The 20,506-nt window shown below is 49.7% G+C and carries 18 protein-coding genes; all 18 read left to right on the top strand.

All coding sequences use genetic code 11. The features are described from left to right. The first annotated feature begins 104 nt into the window (after positions 1 to 104). The 18 genes from metH (at position 105) to M3650_RS15290 (ending at position 20,496) form a co-directional block, all read left to right on the top strand. The gene (metH, locus tag M3650_RS15370; RefSeq protein ID WP_251575999.1) at positions 105 to 3,542 is read left to right on the top strand and encodes a methionine synthase; all 3,438 of its coding nucleotides are present in this window, start codon (positions 105 to 107) and stop codon (positions 3,540 to 3,542) included. A 161-nt stretch (positions 3,543 to 3,703) separates the two neighbouring features. Further along, positions 3,704 to 4,624 carry a ribonuclease Z gene (gene rnz / locus M3650_RS15365; protein WP_251575997.1) on the top strand — a complete coding sequence of 307 codons (921 nt, stop codon included), beginning with the start codon at positions 3,704 to 3,706 and terminating at the stop codon, positions 4,622 to 4,624. Between the two features lie 101 nt (positions 4,625 to 4,725). Further along, positions 4,726 to 5,109: a metal-dependent hydrolase gene (locus M3650_RS32625; RefSeq protein WP_369011126.1), complete on the top strand. Its 384-nt coding sequence runs from the start codon at positions 4,726 to 4,728 to the stop codon at positions 5,107 to 5,109. An 85-nt stretch (positions 5,110 to 5,194) separates the two neighbouring features. After that, positions 5,195 to 5,401: a hypothetical protein gene (locus tag M3650_RS15360; RefSeq protein ID WP_251575995.1), complete on the top strand. Its 207-nt coding sequence runs from the start codon at positions 5,195 to 5,197 to the stop codon at positions 5,399 to 5,401. Positions 5,402 to 5,683: 282 nt separating this feature from the next. Next, complete coding sequence (locus M3650_RS15355; RefSeq protein ID WP_251575993.1) at positions 5,684 to 6,769, top strand: Gfo/Idh/MocA family protein; 1,086 nt, start codon at positions 5,684 to 5,686, stop codon at positions 6,767 to 6,769. Positions 6,770 to 6,805: 36 nt separating this feature from the next. Continuing rightward, a complete protein-coding gene (locus M3650_RS15350; RefSeq protein ID WP_251575991.1) occupies positions 6,806 to 7,642 on the top strand; it encodes an HAD-IIA family hydrolase in 837 nt (278 codons plus the stop codon). A gap of 43 nt (positions 7,643 to 7,685) precedes the next feature. After that, positions 7,686 to 8,552: an Fpg/Nei family DNA glycosylase gene (locus M3650_RS15345; RefSeq protein WP_251575989.1), complete on the top strand. Its 867-nt coding sequence runs from the start codon at positions 7,686 to 7,688 to the stop codon at positions 8,550 to 8,552. Then, a complete protein-coding gene (locus M3650_RS15340; protein WP_251575987.1) occupies positions 8,542 to 9,462 on the top strand; it encodes a deoxyribonuclease IV in 921 nt (306 codons plus the stop codon). Before M3650_RS15345 ends, M3650_RS15340 begins: the two co-directional genes overlap by 11 nt. A gap of 3 nt (positions 9,463 to 9,465) precedes the next feature. Continuing rightward, the gene (locus tag M3650_RS15335; RefSeq protein ID WP_251575985.1) at positions 9,466 to 9,807 is read left to right on the top strand and encodes a cyclic-phosphate processing receiver domain-containing protein; all 342 of its coding nucleotides are present in this window, start codon (positions 9,466 to 9,468) and stop codon (positions 9,805 to 9,807) included. Beyond that, positions 9,804 to 10,157 (top strand): thioredoxin family protein, encoded by a 354-nt coding sequence (locus M3650_RS15330; protein ID WP_251575983.1) that lies wholly within the window; start codon positions 9,804 to 9,806, stop codon positions 10,155 to 10,157. Before M3650_RS15335 ends, M3650_RS15330 begins: the two co-directional genes overlap by 4 nt. Further along, positions 10,150 to 10,926 carry an ABC transporter ATP-binding protein gene (locus tag M3650_RS15325; protein WP_251575981.1) on the top strand — a complete coding sequence of 259 codons (777 nt, stop codon included), beginning with the start codon at positions 10,150 to 10,152 and terminating at the stop codon, positions 10,924 to 10,926. Before M3650_RS15330 ends, M3650_RS15325 begins: the two co-directional genes overlap by 8 nt. 48 nt (positions 10,927 to 10,974) lie before the next feature. After that, a complete protein-coding gene (locus M3650_RS15320; protein ID WP_251575979.1) occupies positions 10,975 to 12,045 on the top strand; it encodes an SAM-dependent methyltransferase in 1,071 nt (356 codons plus the stop codon). A 208-nt stretch (positions 12,046 to 12,253) separates the two neighbouring features. Next, positions 12,254 to 13,780: a serine/threonine-protein kinase gene (locus tag M3650_RS15315; protein WP_251575977.1), complete on the top strand. Its 1,527-nt coding sequence runs from the start codon at positions 12,254 to 12,256 to the stop codon at positions 13,778 to 13,780. Then, positions 13,777 to 14,961, top strand: a complete 1,185-nt coding sequence (locus tag M3650_RS15310; RefSeq protein ID WP_251575975.1) for an SAF domain-containing protein — start codon at positions 13,777 to 13,779, stop codon at positions 14,959 to 14,961. The genes M3650_RS15315 and M3650_RS15310 overlap by 4 nt, the downstream gene beginning before the upstream one ends. 50 nt (positions 14,962 to 15,011) lie before the next feature. Next, positions 15,012 to 15,746, top strand: coding sequence for a ParA family protein (locus tag M3650_RS15305; RefSeq protein WP_251575973.1), 735 nt, complete (start codon positions 15,012 to 15,014; stop codon positions 15,744 to 15,746). Between the two features lie 49 nt (positions 15,747 to 15,795). Further along, positions 15,796 to 16,560, top strand: a complete 765-nt coding sequence (locus tag M3650_RS15300; protein WP_251575971.1) for an ABC transporter permease — start codon at positions 15,796 to 15,798, stop codon at positions 16,558 to 16,560. After that, positions 16,557 to 18,479 carry an ATPase, T2SS/T4P/T4SS family gene (locus M3650_RS15295; RefSeq protein WP_251575969.1) on the top strand — a complete coding sequence of 641 codons (1,923 nt, stop codon included), beginning with the start codon at positions 16,557 to 16,559 and terminating at the stop codon, positions 18,477 to 18,479. Before M3650_RS15300 ends, M3650_RS15295 begins: the two co-directional genes overlap by 4 nt. Next, positions 18,436 to 20,496: a GTPase SAR1 gene (locus tag M3650_RS15290; RefSeq protein WP_251575967.1), complete on the top strand. Its 2,061-nt coding sequence runs from the start codon at positions 18,436 to 18,438 to the stop codon at positions 20,494 to 20,496. Before M3650_RS15295 ends, M3650_RS15290 begins: the two co-directional genes overlap by 44 nt. Positions 20,497 to 20,506 lie beyond the last annotated feature (10 nt).

Here is a 20,506-nt window from a genome sequence, read left to right as displayed (position 1 = left end):
AATGGGCAAGAAACAATTTGCAATGGAGGACATACGATCCTTTCCTAATTGGTCCACATCTGTTAAACTAGGTTCTAACATTTAGATAGAGGGTGGGCAGAGGGATGAGGAAACCAACTTTACAAGAACGACTTCAAGAACGAATTCTCATTTTAGATGGTGCCATGGGGACGATGATCCAGCAGGCTGACTTAACTCCGGATGATTTCGGGGGCGAGCATTTGGATGGTTGCAATGAAATGCTCGTGTTGACTCGTCCTGATGTTATTTCACGAATACACGAACAATACCTCGAAGCAGGCGCTGATATTTTGGAGACCAACACGTTCGGAGCGACTAGTGTCGTATTAGCCGAATATGATCTTCAAGACCGAGCTCGTGAGTTGAACGTGGCAGCAGCGAAGCTCGCGGTGGAAGCTGCGGCCAGATACAGCACACCGGAATGGCCACGCTATGTAGCGGGCGCGATGGGACCTACGACCAAGACATTGTCGGTGACAGGCGGAATCACGTTCGATATGTTGATTGACAGCTATTATGAAGAGGCTGTGGCACTCATTGAAACGGGTGTGGATGCGTTACTATTAGAAACTTCTCAAGATACGCTCAATGTGAAAGCAGGTTCTATTGCGATTCAACGGGCCTTTGAAGCGACGGGCAAGACTTTGCCGCTAATGATTTCCGGCACGATTGAACCGATGGGGACGACGCTCGCAGGTCAGAACATTGAATCATTTTATATTTCATTGGAGCATCTGAAGCCAATTTCGATCGGTCTGAACTGTGCGACAGGTCCGGAGTTCATGCGCGACCATTTACGTACGTTAGCATCGATTGCCAAGTCTGCCGTGAGCTGTTACCCGAACGCGGGTCTGCCGGACGAGAATGGACTCTACCATGAGTCGCCGGATTCGCTGGCACGGAAGATTGCCTCGTTTGCCGAGCAGGGCTGGCTGAACATTGCGGGCGGATGCTGCGGTACGACACCAGAACATATTCGAGCGCTGTCCGAGGTCTTAAGCCAATATCAGCCTCGTACGAACTATGGCGAACATCCTCCGGCCGTATCCGGCATCGATACCGTCTATATTGAAAATGAAGGCCGTCCATATATGGTCGGTGAACGGACGAACGTTCTCGGTTCACGCAAGTTCAAACGATTGATCGCTGAAGGTAAGATTGAAGAGGCGGCGGAAATCGCTCGGGCCCAAGTGAAGAGCGGTGCGCACGTCATTGACGTCTGTGTGCAGGACCCTGACCGGGATGAAACTGTCGATATGGAAATCTTCTTACAAGAAGTTGTGAAGAAGGTGAAGGTACCGCTCGTCATTGATACGACCGACTCGAAAGTGCTTGAGCTCGCATTGAAGCATACGCAAGGCAAAGCGATTATTAACTCCGTTAACTTAGAGGATGGGTTAGATAAATTCGAGCAGGTAGTCCCGCTCGTACATCTATATGGCGCTGCTCTTGTCGTTGGAACGATCGATGAACGAGGCCAAGCGATTACGCGCGAGGACAAGTTAGAAGTAGCAAAGCGATCTTATCATATATTGGTAGATGACTTCGGGATACAGCCTGAAGATATTATTTTCGACCCGTTGGTATTCCCTGTAGGTACCGGTGACGAGCAATATATCGGTTCTGCGAAAGAAACGATTGAGGGAATTCGGATCATAAAACAAGCGCTGCCGCGCTGTCAAACGGTACTAGGCGTCAGCAATGTATCGTTCGGACTGCCGGAAGCTGGCCGTGAAGTGCTGAACTCCGTCTTCTTGTACGAATGTACGAGAGCGGGACTAGATTATGCTATCGTGAACACAGAAAAGGTTGAACGATACGCCTCGATACCGGACCATGAACGTAAGCTTGCAGAAGCACTCTTATATGAGACGAATGATGACACGTTAGCTGCCTTTGTAGCGGCATTCCGGAACCGCAAGGTGGAGAAGAAAGAGAAGACCAACAATTTGCCGCTTGAAGAGCGTCTCGCTTCATACGTGGTAGAAGGGACGAAGGAAGGACTTATTCCCGACTTAACCGAGGCGTTAACTAAATATAGTTCACTCCAAATCATTAACGGTCCGCTGATGAAGGGAATGGAAGAAGTCGGCCGGTTGTTCAACAATAATGAACTTATCGTTGCCGAGGTGCTGCAAAGTGCGGAAGTGATGAAAGCGTCGGTCTCCTTCCTTGAGCCGTACATGGAGAAGAACGAGTCCGCTGTCAAAGGAAAGATATTGCTGGCGACAGTCAAGGGCGATGTGCATGATATCGGGAAAAACCTTGTGGAAATTATTCTTGCGAACAATGGTTATCATATCGTTAATTTGGGCATCAAAGTACCGCCGGAACAATTGATTGAGGCATATCGCAAGGAGAAGCCGGACGCGATTGGACTGTCAGGTCTGCTCGTAAAATCAGCTCAACAGATGGTCATCACGGCCCAGGATTTGCGCAATGCCGGTATCGACGTCCCGATTATGGTCGGAGGAGCTGCGCTTACGCGCAAGTTTACCAAAAATCGCATCAGTCCGGAATATGACGGCCTTGTGCTGTATGCGAAGGATGCGATGGAAGGTCTTGACTTGGCGAACAAGCTAATGGACGTCAGTGAACGACAGCGGCTCGTCAGCGAATTGCGTGCGCACAAGGAACGGCTTGCGCGTGAAGAGGAGGAGCACACGAAGCTGCCGAAGCTGACGCGTGCGGTTCGATCCGCAATCAAGGAAGCGCCCGTATATCTCCCGCCGGATCTGGAAAGGCACGTGCTGCGGAATATTCCGATTCCGCAAGTCGTTCCATATGTGAACATGCAGATGCTGCTCGGGCATCACCTTGGTCTGAAAGGATCGGTGGAGCAGCGGCTGCGGGAACAGGATCCGAAGACCGTGGAGCTAAAGGAAACAGTCGATCAAATATTGGTTGAAGGGGCTCAGGATGGTGTACTGCAAGCGAATGCGATGTATCGCTTTTTCCCGGCACAATCCGAAGGGGACTCGATCCATGTTTACAATCCGGAAAATCATAATGAGGTTCTGCATACCTTTACATTCCCGAGACAGCAGGTGGAACCGTATTTGTGCTTAGCCGACTTCCTGCGAACCAAAGATAGCGGTATGATGGACTATGTCGGATTCCTCGTTGTCACCGCGGGCAAAAACGTGCGTGAGCGTGCGGAGGAATGGAAGGAGCAAGGTCAGTATTTGCGCCTGCACGCGCTGCAAGCTGTTGCCTTGGAACTTGCCGAAGGGCTTGCGGAACGCATTCACCACATGATGCGCGAAGTGTGGGGCATTCCAGACCCAGAAGAGATGACGATGAAGGAACGATTCGGAGCAAGATACCAAGGGGTACGTGTTTCCTTCGGTTATCCGGCCTGTCCGAATCTGGAGGATCAAGAGCCGCTTTTCCGCTTGATGCAGCCAGAGGACATCGGTGTGCAGTTGACGGAAGGCTGTATGATGGAACCGGAAGCATCGGTAACCGCAATGGTGTTCGCCCATCCTCAGGGGCAATATTTTAACGTGGATAAAGCATAATATATATAGATTCGTTGAAAGCTCCGCATCACCAACAGAAATGATGGTGCGGAGGCTTTTTTCATCAATGATATTTCGAGGTTAAAGAAATAATGACAAAGCTACAGTATTAATGTAGTTTAATATTAATGGAGATTATAGATTAGGAGGTGTAATGAGACATGGATATCTATTTCTTGGGAACAGGGGCCGGCATGCCGACGACGCGCCGGAATGTGAGCAGTATGGCGTTGCGCCTCTATGAAGAGCGAGGTTCGTTCTGGATGTTCGATTGTGGAGAAGGAACGCAGCATCAAGTTCTCCGCAGTCCTCTTAAGCTGGGCAAATGTGAATTCATTTTCATTACCCATTTGCATGGCGACCATCTATTCGGCCTGCCTGGATTGTTGTCAAGCCGGGCTTATCAGGGCGGAGTCACTCCTCTGACTGTATTCGGTCCGAAAGGGTTAAAGAAGTTCATACATACCACATTCGCCGTAAGCGCAACACAGTTGCCTTATGAATTGCGCATTCAAGAAATTGAACCGGGTGTAATTTGGTCGGATGATCAATTCACGGTAACCGCACTTCCGCTTGAGCACCGGGTCCTGTCCTTTGGTTATCGTGTGCAAGAGAAAGATCGACCAGGAAAGCTTAAGTTCGAACTGCTGCAGCAAAAAGGGATTCCACCGGGGCCGATGTACGGCAAGCTGAAGCGAGGAGAGGATATCGAGCTTCCGAACGGAGAGCTTGTCTTCGCGGCTTCGGTAGTAGGTGCGCCGATTCCTGGACGCTCTGTCGCGATATTGGGTGATACCCGTCCATGCGACAATGCCGTCCGGCTGGCACGCAATGTGGATTTGTTCGTTCATGAGGCTACATTTCTGGAGGATAAGAAGGATAATGCCCATGATTTCGGCCACAGTACAGCAAAGCAGGCGGCAGCCGCCGCCAAGAACGCTCATGCGAAGAAGCTTGCACTGACTCACTTCAGTTCGCGTTACAAAGAAGACGAAGTGATGGAGCAATTGCTTGCCGAAGCGAAGGAAGTGTTTCCAAATACGGTGTTAGCTGATGAACATACGGTCATTACAACAACTTAATATATATCCAACTTTCTGATAACGATTGTGAGGTACCCTCTGCTTATCCAAATAGGTCACCAATTCTGGAAGACCAGAGGAGACGTGTCATTGCGCTTCCGTTGTCATCCCTATTTCACGTATGGGAATCTTGGCCGATAGTCGCTCTGTGGACATTCATCGCGGTGATGTTCCACGTTGGTTTAGACTGGTTAAACGCGTATGGCATTCAAGCCGCTCTTCCCTTCACGTCCAAGTGGCTGCATAAAGATGTGCTCTGTCTGTTCGACCCCGTTCTGTTTGGTATTCATATGGCTGTGTTGAGCAGTTGGTTGTGGCTTGATAGGCAAGGAGCTTCATCGCTGTTTGCAGCTGCTTACACTTTAACCTTCCTTTATATATTATGGCGTTGGGGGACGTGTTCTAGGGTGCTGCAGCAGTTCCGAATGCAATTCCCAGATGCGTTGCATCATCAACTGATTCCCGATCTTAGCCTATGCCGATGAACCGCTTCGTTTTGATTTTCATGCCCGATACGAGAAACGATTCTCTCTGAATCCAATCATTGAGCGCACTCTGGCAACGGACGGAGTGAGAGCTTTTCACGGATTTGCCGAACGCGTCGTGGTGCATGCTCAGCAGTGGAAGGACGGATATAAGGTCGTGTGGAATGATGTTCGCTTCTGGCATCGGCGTGGTTTGCCGTTTGGTGTGGAAGTCGAACTTGATGAGCAGTTGAATGTCGTGAAGACGAAGCTGGGATGGAGTAAGAAAGGATGGGAGCCGCCTTTCGTGTAAGGAATACAGCGGAAACGGAGCAATCCGTTTCTTTTTGTTTCCCCAAAATAGTTTCCCGGGAAAGCGCAGGACTTGACAAAACATACGTTGTCCGACGTGGAATGGTGCGCAGAACCTTCATTTCGACGACAACTGTCGTCGCACGGCGTCGAAACAAGAAATCGACTTATGATAACAAGTGTTGCAAGCACGGAAACGGTTCTTTACAATGGATCAAAGTTAAGCATTTCCCAGAAATGCGTCTACATAAATGAGAAGGGAAAAAGAAAGGTGGAGCCTTTTATGAATACACTTGGATTTTCCGTTGTCGGATTCGGTACGATAGCGAAGACGCATATGGTTGCATTGCGGACGATGCCGATTATCAAATCGTTGCCTGTAATGCCAGTGCTGGCATCTCTCGTCACTCGAAGACCGGAACAAGTCGGAGCGCAAGCCGCGCAGATCGGATTTACACATGTGACTTCTTCCATGGAAGAAGCATTGCAGCAAGCGGGCACGGATGTGGTGAGCATCTGCACGCCGAACGCGCTGCATGCCGAACAGGTCCGGATGGCGATGAAGCATAACAAGGCGATCTATTGCGAGAAGCCGGTAACGGAGAGCGCACAGGCTACGGAAGCGTTATTGGAAGAAGTGCCGCCGCAATATCCGCAGCAGCTTGCGTTTGTATACCGCTATCATCCGGCAGTGCTGCGCATTCGCGCCTGGCTGCAAGAAGGCATTATCGGGGATGTGCTGCAGTGTAAGATGGCGTATATGCGTTCGGGATATTTAAATGAAAATAGACCATACAGCTGGCGGTTAAGCGATACATTGTCTGGAGGAGGGGCCATTACCGATATCGGCGTGCATGCACTCGATTTAGTTCGTCTTTGGTTCGGTGAGTTCGCTCATATTGATGGCCGCACAGAGACGTTCATTCCGAACCGTCTGAAAACTGCAGGTTCGGAAGAACGGGTGGACGTTCACGTCGATGATTGGGCGGTAATGAACTTCCGGATGGAAGAGGGCGTGCGCGGCCTTGTGGAAGTGTCACGAATCGCATATGGTGCCGATGCGTTCCGAATCGATATCGTCGGTACGAAAGGCAGCATCACCTGTGACTTGGAACGCGACAAAAAGCCGACACTCCATCTATTAAACGGCAGCATGCAAGCGACGCCGGAACCGGACAGCCTATACTTGCTGCCAGACGAGAAGGCGACGATGGGAATTTTTCAAGATTGTCATTTCGGTGCGCTGCATCACTTTATTTTGCGCCTATCTGGTGATGAACGGTGGTCGGATCTGGCACCGACGCTTGCGGATGGATATGCAGTTGAGCGTTGGGTTGATTATGTTATCCAGTCTTCTCTAGCTAAGTAAGTCAACCATGGGCAAGAAAGGAAAGTGAAGTCATTTATGAACAGTCGTAATCATCACCGTATTTGTGCATTTATCGATTTGGACGGGACAATGTATCACGGTTCCACGAAGGTGGAGGGCGCTGATCGATTGATTGCCACGCTGCAGGAACTGCAAGTTCCATATCTGTTCGTGACGAATAACTCTTCTCGCACGCCGGAAGATGTGGCTAAGCTGCTGCAAGGGTTTGGAATACCTGCAAATCCTCAAGATGTACTCACGTCTGCTCAAGCTGCTGCATCGTATATTCAGATGAAACATTCGGATAAACTTGTATTTATGGTGGGAGAGCAAGGCTTGCAGCAAGCATTAACCGAAGCGGGAATTCGATGGACCGATGATGTAAATGAAGTGTGGGAGCAAAGTATCGGTGTCGTCGTGCAAGGAATAGACCACCAGTTCTCATACGCTAAGCTCGAAGCCGCATCTTGCGCTATCCGCAAGGGTGCAGTTTCGATTTTAACCAATCCTGACGTAATGCTGCCATCCGACAGGGGATTCTCCCCCGGAGCCGGCACGATCGGTGCTGCCGTGCAGGCAGCTTCAGGCGTGGAACCGATTATTATCGGCAAGCCGAGCGAGTTAATTATGAAAGTGGCGTTGGAGCGAATGCAATGTGAGGCGGCCGATGCCATTGTCGTTGGTGATAATATGATGACGGATATGTTGGCAGGAGTGAATGCTGGCTGCCGCACAGCGCTTGTCTTTACTGGATTAACGACGCCATCCAATCTGGACGAATATAAAGAACGATCCGGTGTAATTCCGGATGTCATCTGTCACGACATGGAGGAAATGCGTCAATGGTTTATCGACGCAGTGAACAAACAATAATTCACGACATATATCATCATGTGAACAGGAAGGAAGATGCTCGATGCCGGAAATTCCGGAAATCGAAGGGTACCGCAAGCAGCTGGAACAGCATGTGGTTGGACAGCGCATTCGCGATCTGCACGTTCAGCGGGATTCTTGGTTAAATACAGCGCTTGACGCTATGAAGGACGGTGTGATCGGCCGTCAAATCCTGTACGTTGAACGTAGAGGAACGGATTTGATTTTTCATTTGGATGATGGTCGGCGTTTGCTGCTTCGCACAGCTCATGGAAGTCATTTGCACATGGAGCAACGTTTTGATGAATCACAGCCAGACGTGCGAACGACAGCAGATGGCATCCATAAGGAGCAGTTGTCGCTTACGACCGATAACACCATCGTGACGATTCATAGTGCGCGTATAGGGCAATTTCTGTGGCTTACTGCTAAAGAGCTGGACGAACAGCAAAAAGAGCAAGGCCCTGACCCGTTATCACGTCATTTGACGCCAGAGCGATTCAAGAAGCTCTTTGCGAAGCGCCGTTCCGCATTGAAAACGGCTTTAATGAACCCGAATATTATCGTCGGCATCGACAGCCGTTTTGCCGATGATATTGCTTTTGCGGCACGGTTGCGTCCATCCATCCGTATGGATCTACTTCAGGATGATGATTGGGATCGCTTGTACCACGCTATGGTAAATGTGCTGCAAGGAGCGATTGAACAGGGTGAAAATGGAACGGCGAACGTACACTGCCTAACTGACGATACTCAAAACGCTGGGGAAGAACTGGATAAATCGATTCACGGCAAGGCGGGGGAACCTTGTCCGTGCTGCGGCACATTGATACAGGAAATGCTGATTCAGCGTCGGCCTGCCTATTATTGTCCGCAGTGCCAACCGGAAATTCCTCCGAATGAGCAATAACAGAATCAGCAGCGATACCGTCGATCTGTGCTATGGTTGTCACCTGTCATTGCGGGGAGGATATGCACAGGCGTCTAAGCAGGCGATTCAATTACAGGAACAAGCAGGGCTGGGCTGTTATCAATATTTCAGTAAAAATCCACGCAGCTTATCCGTGAAAGCTGGATTTGAATCCGATGCATTGTCCGCCCGAGGATATGGAGAAAAGTACAATATCCGCTCTGTAGCACACACGCCGTATCCGACCAATCTGGCCGTTGATGCCGATGAGTCGCCCGAGCTGTTTCGGGCCACGGTACAATCGCTGTTAAATGATCTCATGATTGCGGAAGCTTGCGGATCTGTAGGGGCCGTGGTCCACTTCGGAGCTTACAAAGGCAGCCGTGTTGCTGCGGACAAGGCTGTGCTGCGGGGTTACGAAAATATTATCCGCACGCTGAATACCGTGTTGAACGTCTGGTCCGGTCAAGCGCTGCTCCTCATCGAGAACCAGGCGGGCAATCATGGAGGCATGGGAGCTACATTGGAAGAGCTTGTGCAAATTCGCAAGCTCAGCAGCTGCCCATCAGCTGTCGGCTTCTGCTTTGACACTTGCCATGCGTATGCAAGCGGCTTATGGAATCCGTCAGAGACGAAAGCGCTGCTCTCTCAAGGGAATGCTCTCGACTACTGGTCACATGTTCACGCTGTTCATTTGAATGATGCAAGAGATGGCTACGCTTCGCGTAAAGATCGGCATGCCAATGTGGGTCAAGGCTGCATTGGTATGGAAGCGTTCGATCAGCTGTTGTCTACAGATGAGATGCAAGGAAAAATGTTTATTTTAGAGACGCCCGGCGACGGGAACGGCCGACACAACTCGGAGTGGGAAGCGCTGCGTCATGGATTGGGACGGAGGGAGAAAAGGTAAACGATGATACATGTTTATTTGGACGATTGGCGGCGCTGTCCGGACGGATTTGTGCTAGCCCGTAATATGGAGGAATGTCTTCTTCTATTAGAGCATGAGGAAGTCGGCATTTTATCATTGGATCATGATTTGGGTATGGGCGAGCCGACCGGGACGGAGCTTGTCCGTGAGATAGTACGGCGTGGATTATATCCGAAGCAGGAAATCTATTTGCACACGTCGAGCGCGATCGGAAGACAGCGAATGTACCAAATGCTGTATGAGAATAAACCGGAACAAGTTGCGCTTGCCAATGGGCCGATGCCCCCTGATGTTCTTGCACGTGTGAAACGAGACAAGCAATGATTACGTTATCTGCGGCGGAGTGTCGACAACTGCTATGGGATGATAGGGGCAAGCATCCTAATGAGCTGTGGGATGCTTTATATGTGCACAGTCCATTTTGCGGAACGTGCCAACTTGCAGAGCGTATGCTGACTATCGTTGAACAGACCTGTCCGCAAGTGACGATTGCCTCCGTGCACATTCAATTTGTCCCAGATCTTGTTCACACATTTCAAATTGAAAGCGTGCCATGCTTATTGATTTGGGATCGGGAGAACGCGGATGTCAGTAAAGAGCTTAGAAAAATCTATGCTTTTCATTCGGTATCCTATCTTTATGAACAGTTGAGAGGTGGGGAAGCAGATGGTTAATCTCCGTAATATTTGGTTTCAACGCGAGGAACGTGTTATTCTGAATGATGTGAATTGGAACATTGAACAAGGCGAACATTGGGTGCTGCTCGGACGCAACGGTTCGGGCAAAACGACGCTGCTTGAATTGATTACCGCTTACCAGTTTCCTTCCAAAGGGATGGTTGAGGTGCTTGGACATACATATGGACACTGTGACGTGCGGGAAGTGCGCAAGAAGATCGGGTATATTAGCCAATCCCTTGTCGAGAAATTAACGCTGAGCGACCCGGTGTGGGAAGTTGTCGCTACAGGCGCATATGCATGGCTCCGGTTCTATCAGGAAATACCTGAGGAAGTGGAGGCGAAAGCTCATGCGCTGCTGGAGGAGCTTCACATCGGCCATCTAGCTGATCAACCGCTTGGTATATGCTCGCAAGGAGAGCGGAAGAAGATTTTGCTGGCACGGGCTCTAATGGGAGAACCTGAATTGCTCATTATGGATGAACCTTGCTCAGGGCTCGATCTGTATGAAAGGGAAAAGCTGCTGCAGGATTTGCGGGTGTTGACTGGACGCGATCTGAACGTCATTTACGTCACGCATCATTTAGAGGAAATCGTGCCGTTATTTACGCACGTCGCTCTGCTGCATGAGGGGCGAATGGTCGCTTCGGGACGCAAGCATGACGTGCTGACACCGGAATTGCTCGCGGCAACCTTCGATTTGCCGGTGCAAGTCGATTGGGTGGATGATCGTCCGTGGATTCGAGTTCATCATGAGCACGCATAGAGATGAAGTTATACAAGAATTCGAACTAACGTTGGAGGTTTAACCTACTTGGAGCCATTACATCAAATACATTTGGAACAACACTTTCAACCAGCCTCGCATTGGGTGATTACTTCAAATCACGGGTTCATTTCTTATGCGCAGGAAGAATTGAGAAGAAGCTTCGGGCAGCTAAAAAGCCGTATGCTCGTGTCAGGTGAGACGGCACTGATGGAACTGCCTGCGGATGCGCATGAGGTGCTGCGTCTGCTGGAGGAACAGCCCGCTATCTTTATCAGACATATTCAACCTGTGCATGCCGTTGTAGAAGAGTCTTCAATGAAAGCTGACCTGCCTGCTTCTGCAGGTTTATTAGTTAACAAGCTATTTGAACAATCAGAGGCAGCGATGGAAAATATACATGTTGCCGTACACGTACGCTCTAGCGTATCGAATGCACCGGAGGACAAAGCGCTGCGAGATGCATTAAGGGCTGCTGCTGAGGCGGGCGGCGCACTTAGTGCCGTTCAAAACCCAGCTCTCATCATCTCTCTATTCATACATGAGGGTATGGTGTATGCCGGCCTTGTGACGCCTGCGCAAGCAGGTTCTGACTGGCCGGGCGGCGCCATCCGGTTCCAGCGTGAAGAAGGTCAAGTATCGCGCGCAAAATTCAAGCTGTTGGAAGCAGAGCGCACATTCGGGCTTGAGTTCTCCGCGTATCGGAATGCGCTCGATGTCGGTGCGGCACCGGGAGGCTGGACGAGTCTGCTGCTAGAGCGTGGAGTGCATGTGACTGCTGTTGATCCAGCCAAGATGCATCCGAGCTTAATGAACCATCCTCGTCTGAGCTACTTCGGCAAGAATGCGGGCGAGGTCGCATTTGAGCCGTATGAATTCGATCTGCTCGTCTGTGATATGAGCTGGAGTCCCAAAGTGACGGCTAAGCTCGTCATCCAACTGCTTGACTCCGTTATCTCTGGAGGAACGGTAATCGTAACGGTGAAGCTGATGCACAAGAAGCCGCTGCAGACAATACGTGATGTGACGGAGATGTTCAGTGAACATATGCAGATCTTGCGCGCGAAGCAGCTGTTCCACAATCGTGACGAGATTACACTTTATATGCTGAAGTATTGATAGAGCTTGTATTAATGGTATATTATTTATGTCATTAAATATTGTGGAATCGGAAGCGAATTCTAAAAGTTTTAAAAAAACACTGGACAAGTGTGATCGTTTCCACTACAATAGCATCAAAACATATGCATACACAGGGAAGCACCCTGATTACGACCGTTGCGGTTCGTTTTCAGAGTGCTTTTTTTGTTGTCTGGAGGGGGATAGTTTGCAGTCATTACATGCGCATCTGCAGCCCGGGGAGCTTCTGTATGAGCGCTATCGCATCGGGCGAATTCTCGGTGCAGGCGGAATGAGCGTCGTCTATTTGGCCTACGATGAACGGTTGGCCGGGAAGCAATGGGCGGTGAAGGAATCGAAGCCAGTGTCGCAAGATGTGCGTCAGCTCATACATGAAGCGAAGCTGCTGACCGCGCTTCGGCATCCGCATCTCCCGCTCATTGTTGACTTCTTCTCGCCGGATGAGAGAGGAAGAGCTTATCTCGTCATGGAGTACATCGAAGGAGAGACTTTGGCGGAGCGGTTGAGAAGGAAGCCCATCTCTTTTCAGGAGACAGTAGCGCTCGTCATCCCGGTATGCGAAGCGTTATCGTACTTGCACGAACAAGAACCGCCGATTGTATTTCGAGATGTGAAACCATCCAACATTATGATTACGAAGCAAGGCCAAGTGAAGCTAATTGATTTCGGCATTGCAAGAAATGTGAGTGCTGCCAGTGAGCAGGATACGGCGAAGCTCGGAACGATAGGCTTCGCGGCTCCGGAGCAATATGAAGGCAAGCAAAGCGACGCCCGAACGGATCTGTATGGAGTCGGAGCGCTGCTGGGACACATGCTTACGACAGGCACATGGCGCGGTGATCGAAGCTTGAAGGAGCATATGTTCCAAGATGATGTCCCGCCATCGTTCTATTCCGTCATGATGAAGCTATTGGCGAAGCAGCCGCAGGATCGTTACCAAGAGGCAACTGAGCTGTTAGGCGAGTTGCAGCAATATATTCCAGTCCAGAAGGAGGAGTATCGGAATTCAGCATCGGTCAACCACGCGCTCCGCCGGGGTAAATCAAGCGTCGTTATCGCTTTCTTGGGAGCGGCGCCAGGACTTGGAACGACCCATGCCTCATTAATGTGCGCGTATCAGCTCGGGAAGCGAAGGCTGGGCAAGATCGCTTATGTGGACGCAAATCCGACGACTGGATTGACGATTAAAGCGTTAGCTGCGGATTATGAAGGCGAACATGAATTGACCCCCAACGCAGAGAAGACGAAGCTGTATGGATTCCATTGTTTTTACTGGAATGATGGCGAGGATCTGATGCCTGCATTAATGGGACAATTCGATTACATTGTGCTTGATTTAGGTTGTTACGGTTCGGGGGAACGAATCGACGAATTCATGCGTGCCCAAATCCCTGTTCTCATAGGAAGTCAAGCGCCATGGCGAAGAATGGAATCAGAGACGATTGTCCGCTTCTTCGAATCGAGGCAGTTCCGCCATTGGTACATGGCCAATCTCTATCAATGTGACGAGATGTCCGCTAGGCGCAGAATGCGGCAATATTGTCGCGGGGAAGTGTCTGTTCCTGTTCGTGCGAATCCATTCGCTTGGGATGAAGCGTCTAGTCGATGGTTGGATTGCATTCTAGATCTTGAGGGTGTAGAGCAGAACCTGCTTCGTCGGCTTAGTAGATGGATAGGGGGAAGCAAATCTAAGAAAGGAGTGCTGCGGAGTTGAAACGATGGACACGAAGAACGAAGCAAATGTTGATTTCCGGTATAAGCGGGGCGGTGGCAGCTAGTCTTCTCTTTGCTTCTTATCACTACTGGTCCATGACGAAGAACGATGCTCGGAATGAGATGGTAAGGTCGGATTACGAACAAAAAATAAGCCGATTGAAGGAGCTTACAGATGAGCAGCAGAAGGAACGTGATTCTGTCTGGGTGTTTAAGCAGCCGTTGTTAGCAGGCAAGCGAATTCGTTCGCAAGACATCGCGATGATTCAAGCGTCTGCAGACGTCGTTCCGCAAGAAAGGATGAATCATCCGGACGATATTGTCGGAAAAGTATTGAAAATTGATGTTAGCGCGCAGACGCCGATTTTGTTCTCGATGCTGTATGAGGAAGCGGTGCTTGCAGATGACATGCGGTGGATGGAGACGGCGGTTATTCAATTACCGCTTTTGTTAACAGAACACGATGTCGTGGACATTCGAATTCGCTTTCCGAATGGACAAGATTACGTCGTCATTACGCAAAAATCGATAATGAGGGTTCAACTGCCTACGATATGGATGCAGTTAGATGAGCAGGAGCGGTTGATGTTCTCTAGCGCTTGCGTGGACGCTTATCGGAACGGTGGTCAGATCTACGCCCTCCGCTATGTGGAACCGCATCTGCAGAAGAAAGCGGTGCCGAACTATCCCGCAAATGCTGATGTGCTGAAGCTGATTTCATCCAATCCGAATATCGTGAAGAAGGCGGACACCGCCTTGGCACGCGTCGTTCGGCAGCAAATGGAGAAAAGTTGGGAGAAACAGAAGGCTGCCAACGGTTTAAAGCTGAATCGAGGAGGAAGCGAAATCGAAAGCATGTCCCGCGCTCCCGATTCATCGCTAGCGGGGGAAGGAACGGTAGATGCCAATCCGGCCAGAGTCTCGGGTTACGCCCCATTCACTGGTAATGCTGCGGAATCGAAGCGAAGTTCTCCGTTCGATGGACTTGCCCCAGCCTCTAACGAGCAGTTGGAAAGAACCGTGACTGAAGCTCAGCAGGGGAGGAGTGAAGCAAGGCAGGAGAGTGATAGGGGGAACACTTCCAGCAAAACGGGCGCAGCACCTGATGTAGTGGCAGAGAGAGAAGCCGAGGAGGTTAACGTAACTCCGAATCCAAGTCTTTTGAACGAGAAAGATCCTTAATAATTGCACGGGTACAACAACTATATGAAGGTAATAACGGAGGGAGAAGATTGGCAAAGGGAATTTTTATTGGCGCATGCGACAAAAGTATTCATCTGATTGCTTTAGCAACTTTTTTGACCCGTTTAGGTCGCAAAGTGCTGTTAGTTGATGCAACGATAACGCAGCGATTGGCTTACTATACCGGATTACAGCAAACACGGCACATTTCCATTTTGAACTGGAACGGAATTGACGTTATGGGGGATACAGTGAATTGGGCTGATATGGAACAAGGGATGGAACGCCAGGGAGGAGACCTGGGCTTCTATGACGATGTCATTATCGATACGGATCGTTCCACGTTTGGCAATGCGAAGCAGTGGCAAGCAGCGGATATAAGGTTCATGACACATACGCTGGAGCGTTATGCCTTATATAGAAATATCGAATGGCTTCAAACAGTTCAGCTGCATGATAATGGGGAACCGCTAGAATTCATATCCCTTCAGCTTCGTTCCGTCGATCCTGATGCGGAAGCCGCATTTATTGCCGAGCTATATCATTCTGGCTTTTCACACCGATGGGTAAGAGAGCCCATTGCCATCGCAGAGGGGGAACAGGATTGGATCGCCCAAATGGAACACGAGCATGAAGGCCGATTTGAAGCGGCATCGTATATGCGCTCGACGAAGAGGGCGTGGCGCGCTTTAACAGAGTGTTTCACTGGGGAATTGCCGGACAAGGTATGGAAGAGATGCTTAAGGACTGAGAAGAAAGGGCGTAATCGCTATGCCGCTATGTAAACACTGGTTAGTCCGTTCCAGCGGAAGAGGCTTGTGCGGAGCCACAACGGTGACGGCATGTGTAGGGATGACCCTCGCATGGCAGCATCACGTGAACGTATTGCTCGTCCACATGAAGCAGAGGGGGCAGAGCGTAGAAGCGTTGTTCCCGCCCAGTGTAATATCGATGCCGGTTGCAGGCGCCTCATTACAGACTCCAAACGGATGGAGCTCTCTGCTTCGCTTATACGAGCACCGGCAGCTCGATGCCGATTTGTTCGTCAACTGCACCGTTCAGGTTATGCATCGTCTGGATATTATACCTGGCTTCGAAGGGGAAGGAAGTAAGCTCAGGATCGACCTGATGTCCAAAGTAATGGAGATGGCCGGTAAGCATTATGACATCGTGTTGTGGGATATCGATGAGCAGGATGTGGCTGTTACGGAAATAGACAATGTAAACGCAGGTTTAGGTTTCGCTGGAACGCTTATCGTCCTGCCACAGGTTCGGCGATTGCTGGAGGGTGTATTCCGGATGAAGAAAATGAATGCTTCAGCCTATGTGTTAGGCATGTACGATGCGGGTGTGCGCTTGAATTCAGCTAATGTGCAACGAAAATATAAGCTAAGTACACCGTTGTTCACATTGCCTTATTCCACTGGATACCGCAACGCAGCCGATGAGGGAAGGCTGCTCGCATGGTTCATGCATCAATCAATGCAGCATGGGCGTGGGAAGCGCTCTTCATTTATCGCAGAGCAACAGCGCCTGTCCCAATTCATTATGGATGAATCGGGATTCCACCGCCAGAAAGGACGTGAATTGTCGGGATGAGTAGTACGGGATGGAATACGCTGCTTATCGTACTTCTGCTCATCGGATGTGCAATGTGGTTAGGCTGGCGGTTTCTTCGCAAATCGAATGCTGCACCTTTCGCAAAGCAACTGCATGAATGGTCATGGGAGCGGCTCGATAATGTCATTAAACAAACATTTCTTATTTGGACGAATGACCTCGTCATGGACTTCTATGCCGACGAGGAGCAGTACAAGCGAGAAATGCAACGGCGTCTTGCTCTGAAGAAATCGCTTCGCAGCTGCTGCAGCGGGGATCCTGCGGACAAGGAATATATTAAGGAATGGATTGTCGATATTATAAGCAATCACATCAAGCTCTCCCAAGAGGATATTGAGCGGCTCATTCCTTTTGACGACCCAATCCGCTTGACGTCTCAAGATAAATTCGATTTACTGCTGTATTCCTTCAAACAGCGATATCAATATGATGCCTTGCATGAACTGATTCAGCGGTACAAATGGGACGATCTTAAAACAGTGACGACTGAATCGGACAAGGAATCAAGCTATGTCGTAACAGTAGAGGAGCTGAACGACGCGTTTAGGCAGGAACGAATGCAGTTTCAGATGGATGACCGATTACGTATCGTTGCGCAGCGGTTGTATCAGCGTTATAAAGGCTTCTCCGTTATTGATGAAATACGCGATATGCGCATAGACGGCGTGTCAGGGGGAGTTAACGGAGTGCCTGAGGATGCTATGAACCAGACCGGACGATTTGTTCATTCAAGCCGCATGGCGAAGGCAACTCAACATCGTTCTGAAGAAACAGCAGATTTTCCGATCCGCTCATGTGATAGCGTTTGGGTTTTTTACAAAGGGAAATCCATTCGGTTTGCGTTCCTCTCATTCGGCAATGAAGCCGAACTGAAGCGGGTGTGCCAAAATATTTACAAATATCAATCGCCTGGACCGTTGACGGAAGCGGACGGATTTCGTGTCAATCATATGAAGGATGGCTCAAGGGTTGTCGTTTTACGGCCGCCGTTCGCCGAATCATGGGCTTTTTTCGTACGCAAGTTCGACACGGAGTTCATCTCGTTAGAGCAATTGATTACGGACAGAAACGCGGACATACCAGTCACACTGCTCCAATATTTAATGAAGGGGGCACGTGTTACTTCGATTACCGGTGCACAAGGTTCCGGCAAGACGACGTTGTTGATGGCGTTAGTACGCGCTATTTATCCGTTCTATCCGCTTCGCGTGCAAGAACAGGCGTTTGAGCTTCATTTAAGACGTCTGTATCCGGAGCGCAACGTGCTTACTTTACGGGAAACCGAACGAATTACCGGGCAAGCCGGGCTCGATGTGCAGAAGAAGACGGATGGGGTCGTTCATATTTTAGGTGAAGTGGCTACGGATCCGGTGGCGGCTTGGATGATACAGATGGCGCAAGTAGCCAGCTTATTTACTATTTTCACGCATCATGCCAAGACATTTCCAGACTTAGTGTTTTCTTTGCGCAACTCACTCTTGAAGACGGGCATGTTTCATAATGAATCTATTGCAGAGCAGCAGGTGACTGGCGTTATCCATTTCGATGTTCATTTAAGCCGCGATGCGGACGGCAAACGTTACATTGAACGAATTACGGAATGTATCCCTGTACGCATCACTGATGATGGAAGCAGTGACGTGGATACAGCCGAACAAATGCAGCCTGTAACGTGGGAAGATTTTATCATGTCTTCAGAACGACTGCATCGCCAATTAGCTCGCACGCAACAATTCAAGTATCGAAATATTGTGGAGTACCAACATGGCCGTTATTTCTTTGTGCATCCGATCTCCAAGCACCAGCAAGAAGCGATGGAGAAGGAAATGACAGCAGAAGATAAGCGTCGTTTCCGTGAGTGGATTGCTCGGGAAGGTGGGCTTCCGATTGCAGGCTAGTAACTGGATGATATGGGTTGCGGCGACTTCCATCATGATGTGGGGCTTACTGTGGGGGATTGGACGGCGTATAGCACGATCACAGGCGTTGAGTCCATCTTTATCCGTACAACGTGGCTGGACAGATACAGTGAACTACTATAAGAAGAAGCTGCTGCGGCAAATCTCTTATGTTGCCTGTCGAACGCCATTTTTAAAGCGTAAAGCAGCATCGCTTCGTCTGCAATTAGCCCCATTCTACTCCTACGATGAATGGCGCTTGCGGGAGAAGACGGCTGCAGTAATGCTAGGAAGCGGAATGACTGCTGCGCTAGCCGCAGCGATTTTCCTTTCTTTTGACCAGGATGTGCTGTCGTGGTTCATGCTGATTCTTATGCTAAGCGTGGCGGAGGGGCTTTATCGCGATTACGTCATTCAACGAGCCGAATTCAAGCTGTTAAAGCTGGCCGCGGCCGCGTTTACGGATGTTAGGCATTCATACCATCGCCATCGCATGGTAGATGCTGCTTTGGAAGAAGCTCTGGAACGCGCAGCTCCGATGATAGAACCTCATCTGCAGCGCCTCATTATTATGGTTCACGATCCCGAGCCTGAAACAGCGCTCGCTTCTTATGAGGAAGCGGCTCCTAACCGGTTTTTTAAGCTATTTGCCGGACTGTCGCGCTTAGTTGCGGAATATGGGGATCCGCCGCAAAAAGAAGGCTCTTCCTACTTGCTAGGGATATCGATGATCGTGCGTGAAATGCAACTGGAGTTGGTGATGCGTTCCAGACTGGAGTATTTGCTTGGTGGTTTAAAGGCGATAGCGATAATTCCGATTTTGTTTACGGATCCGTTGGAGCAATGGGCCAAGTCTTATTTTCCTGCAATGGAATGGTTCTATAAGAGCAAGCTTGGTTGGCTGTTGCAGCTTGCGGTGTTCTTGACCGTAATAGTCTGTCATCGCTTACTGCAGCAGTTGCAATGGCGGCACAAGTTGTTCAACCCGAGAGAACAGCGGAGGTGGACTTTGCAACTGTGGGAAATCAAGGGGGTAAAGTGGTTGTTGCGACGCTGGCTATCCCGGTGTAATCCAATACAAGTACGCAAGGTTCAGCGGCTGCTGGATGAAGCTAACGAGGTAATGCCCTTAGAGCATTTTTACGGTCGGCGTTTGTTGAACGCTTGTGTCACGGTTATCACAGGATTAGTACTGTTATTCATGCTTCAATCTCTATCGACGCAATGGTCATGGCATCATCTGCTGGATCGAGTTGTGCCGTTCGGTCTGTCTGCCGAAGAAGCCAGTGCGTGGATGAATAACAATTCAACTGATTATCCAAATCTTTTACTGACAGATACATGGAGTTCATCCTCCCATTCCGGTCGATCTGATTGGGATGAGCGCAGACGGAATGAAGTAAGCAGTGCGTTTACTCAATATGCGGAACAAATACGCAATGCTCAGGTGAAATGGTGGGAATTCGCTCTAACTTTGCTAGCTGGAATGGCAGCTTATCATTATTCCATGCTGATGCTTCACATTCGTATTCGCATTCAGTATATAGACATGCGGACGGAGTTAAGCCAATTTCAATCACTGACACTGCTGTTGCGCGTATTTGAGCGGATGACTGCAGAGCATGTCGTGGAATGGATGAGCCGCAGTTCTATGTTCTTTCGCCAAGCGTTGAGAACTTGTGTAATGAACTGGGAGAGTGGTCCAGAAACGGCATTGCAGCAATTAAAATCTGACGTGCCCTATCCCGATTTTGTCCGGTTTGTAGAGAAGCTAGAATTGGCACATGACCATATTCCGCTTCAGCAAGCATTCGATGATGTGGAGCAGGAATGGATGTACGAACAAGAAATGATGAAGCAGCATTATGAGAAAAGCATTGAAATGAAAGCAAGCTGGGGACAGTGGTTCGGCTTTGCGCCGATGTATGCGCTCATATTTTTATATTTAGTTATCCCGCTTGTATGGATGAGCGCGGAGCAGATGCGCTCGTCCTTTGAACAAATTCGTCAATTATGAACGAGAAAGG

Origin of the sequence: Paenibacillus sp. MER TA 81-3, assembly GCF_023713585.1 — a bacterium.
GTDB lineage: Bacteria > Bacillota > Bacilli > Paenibacillales > Paenibacillaceae > Paenibacillus_B > Paenibacillus_B profundus.
The sequence above is the reverse complement of the archived record's forward strand: the minus strand, read 5'-3'. Positions and strand labels throughout refer to the sequence as shown.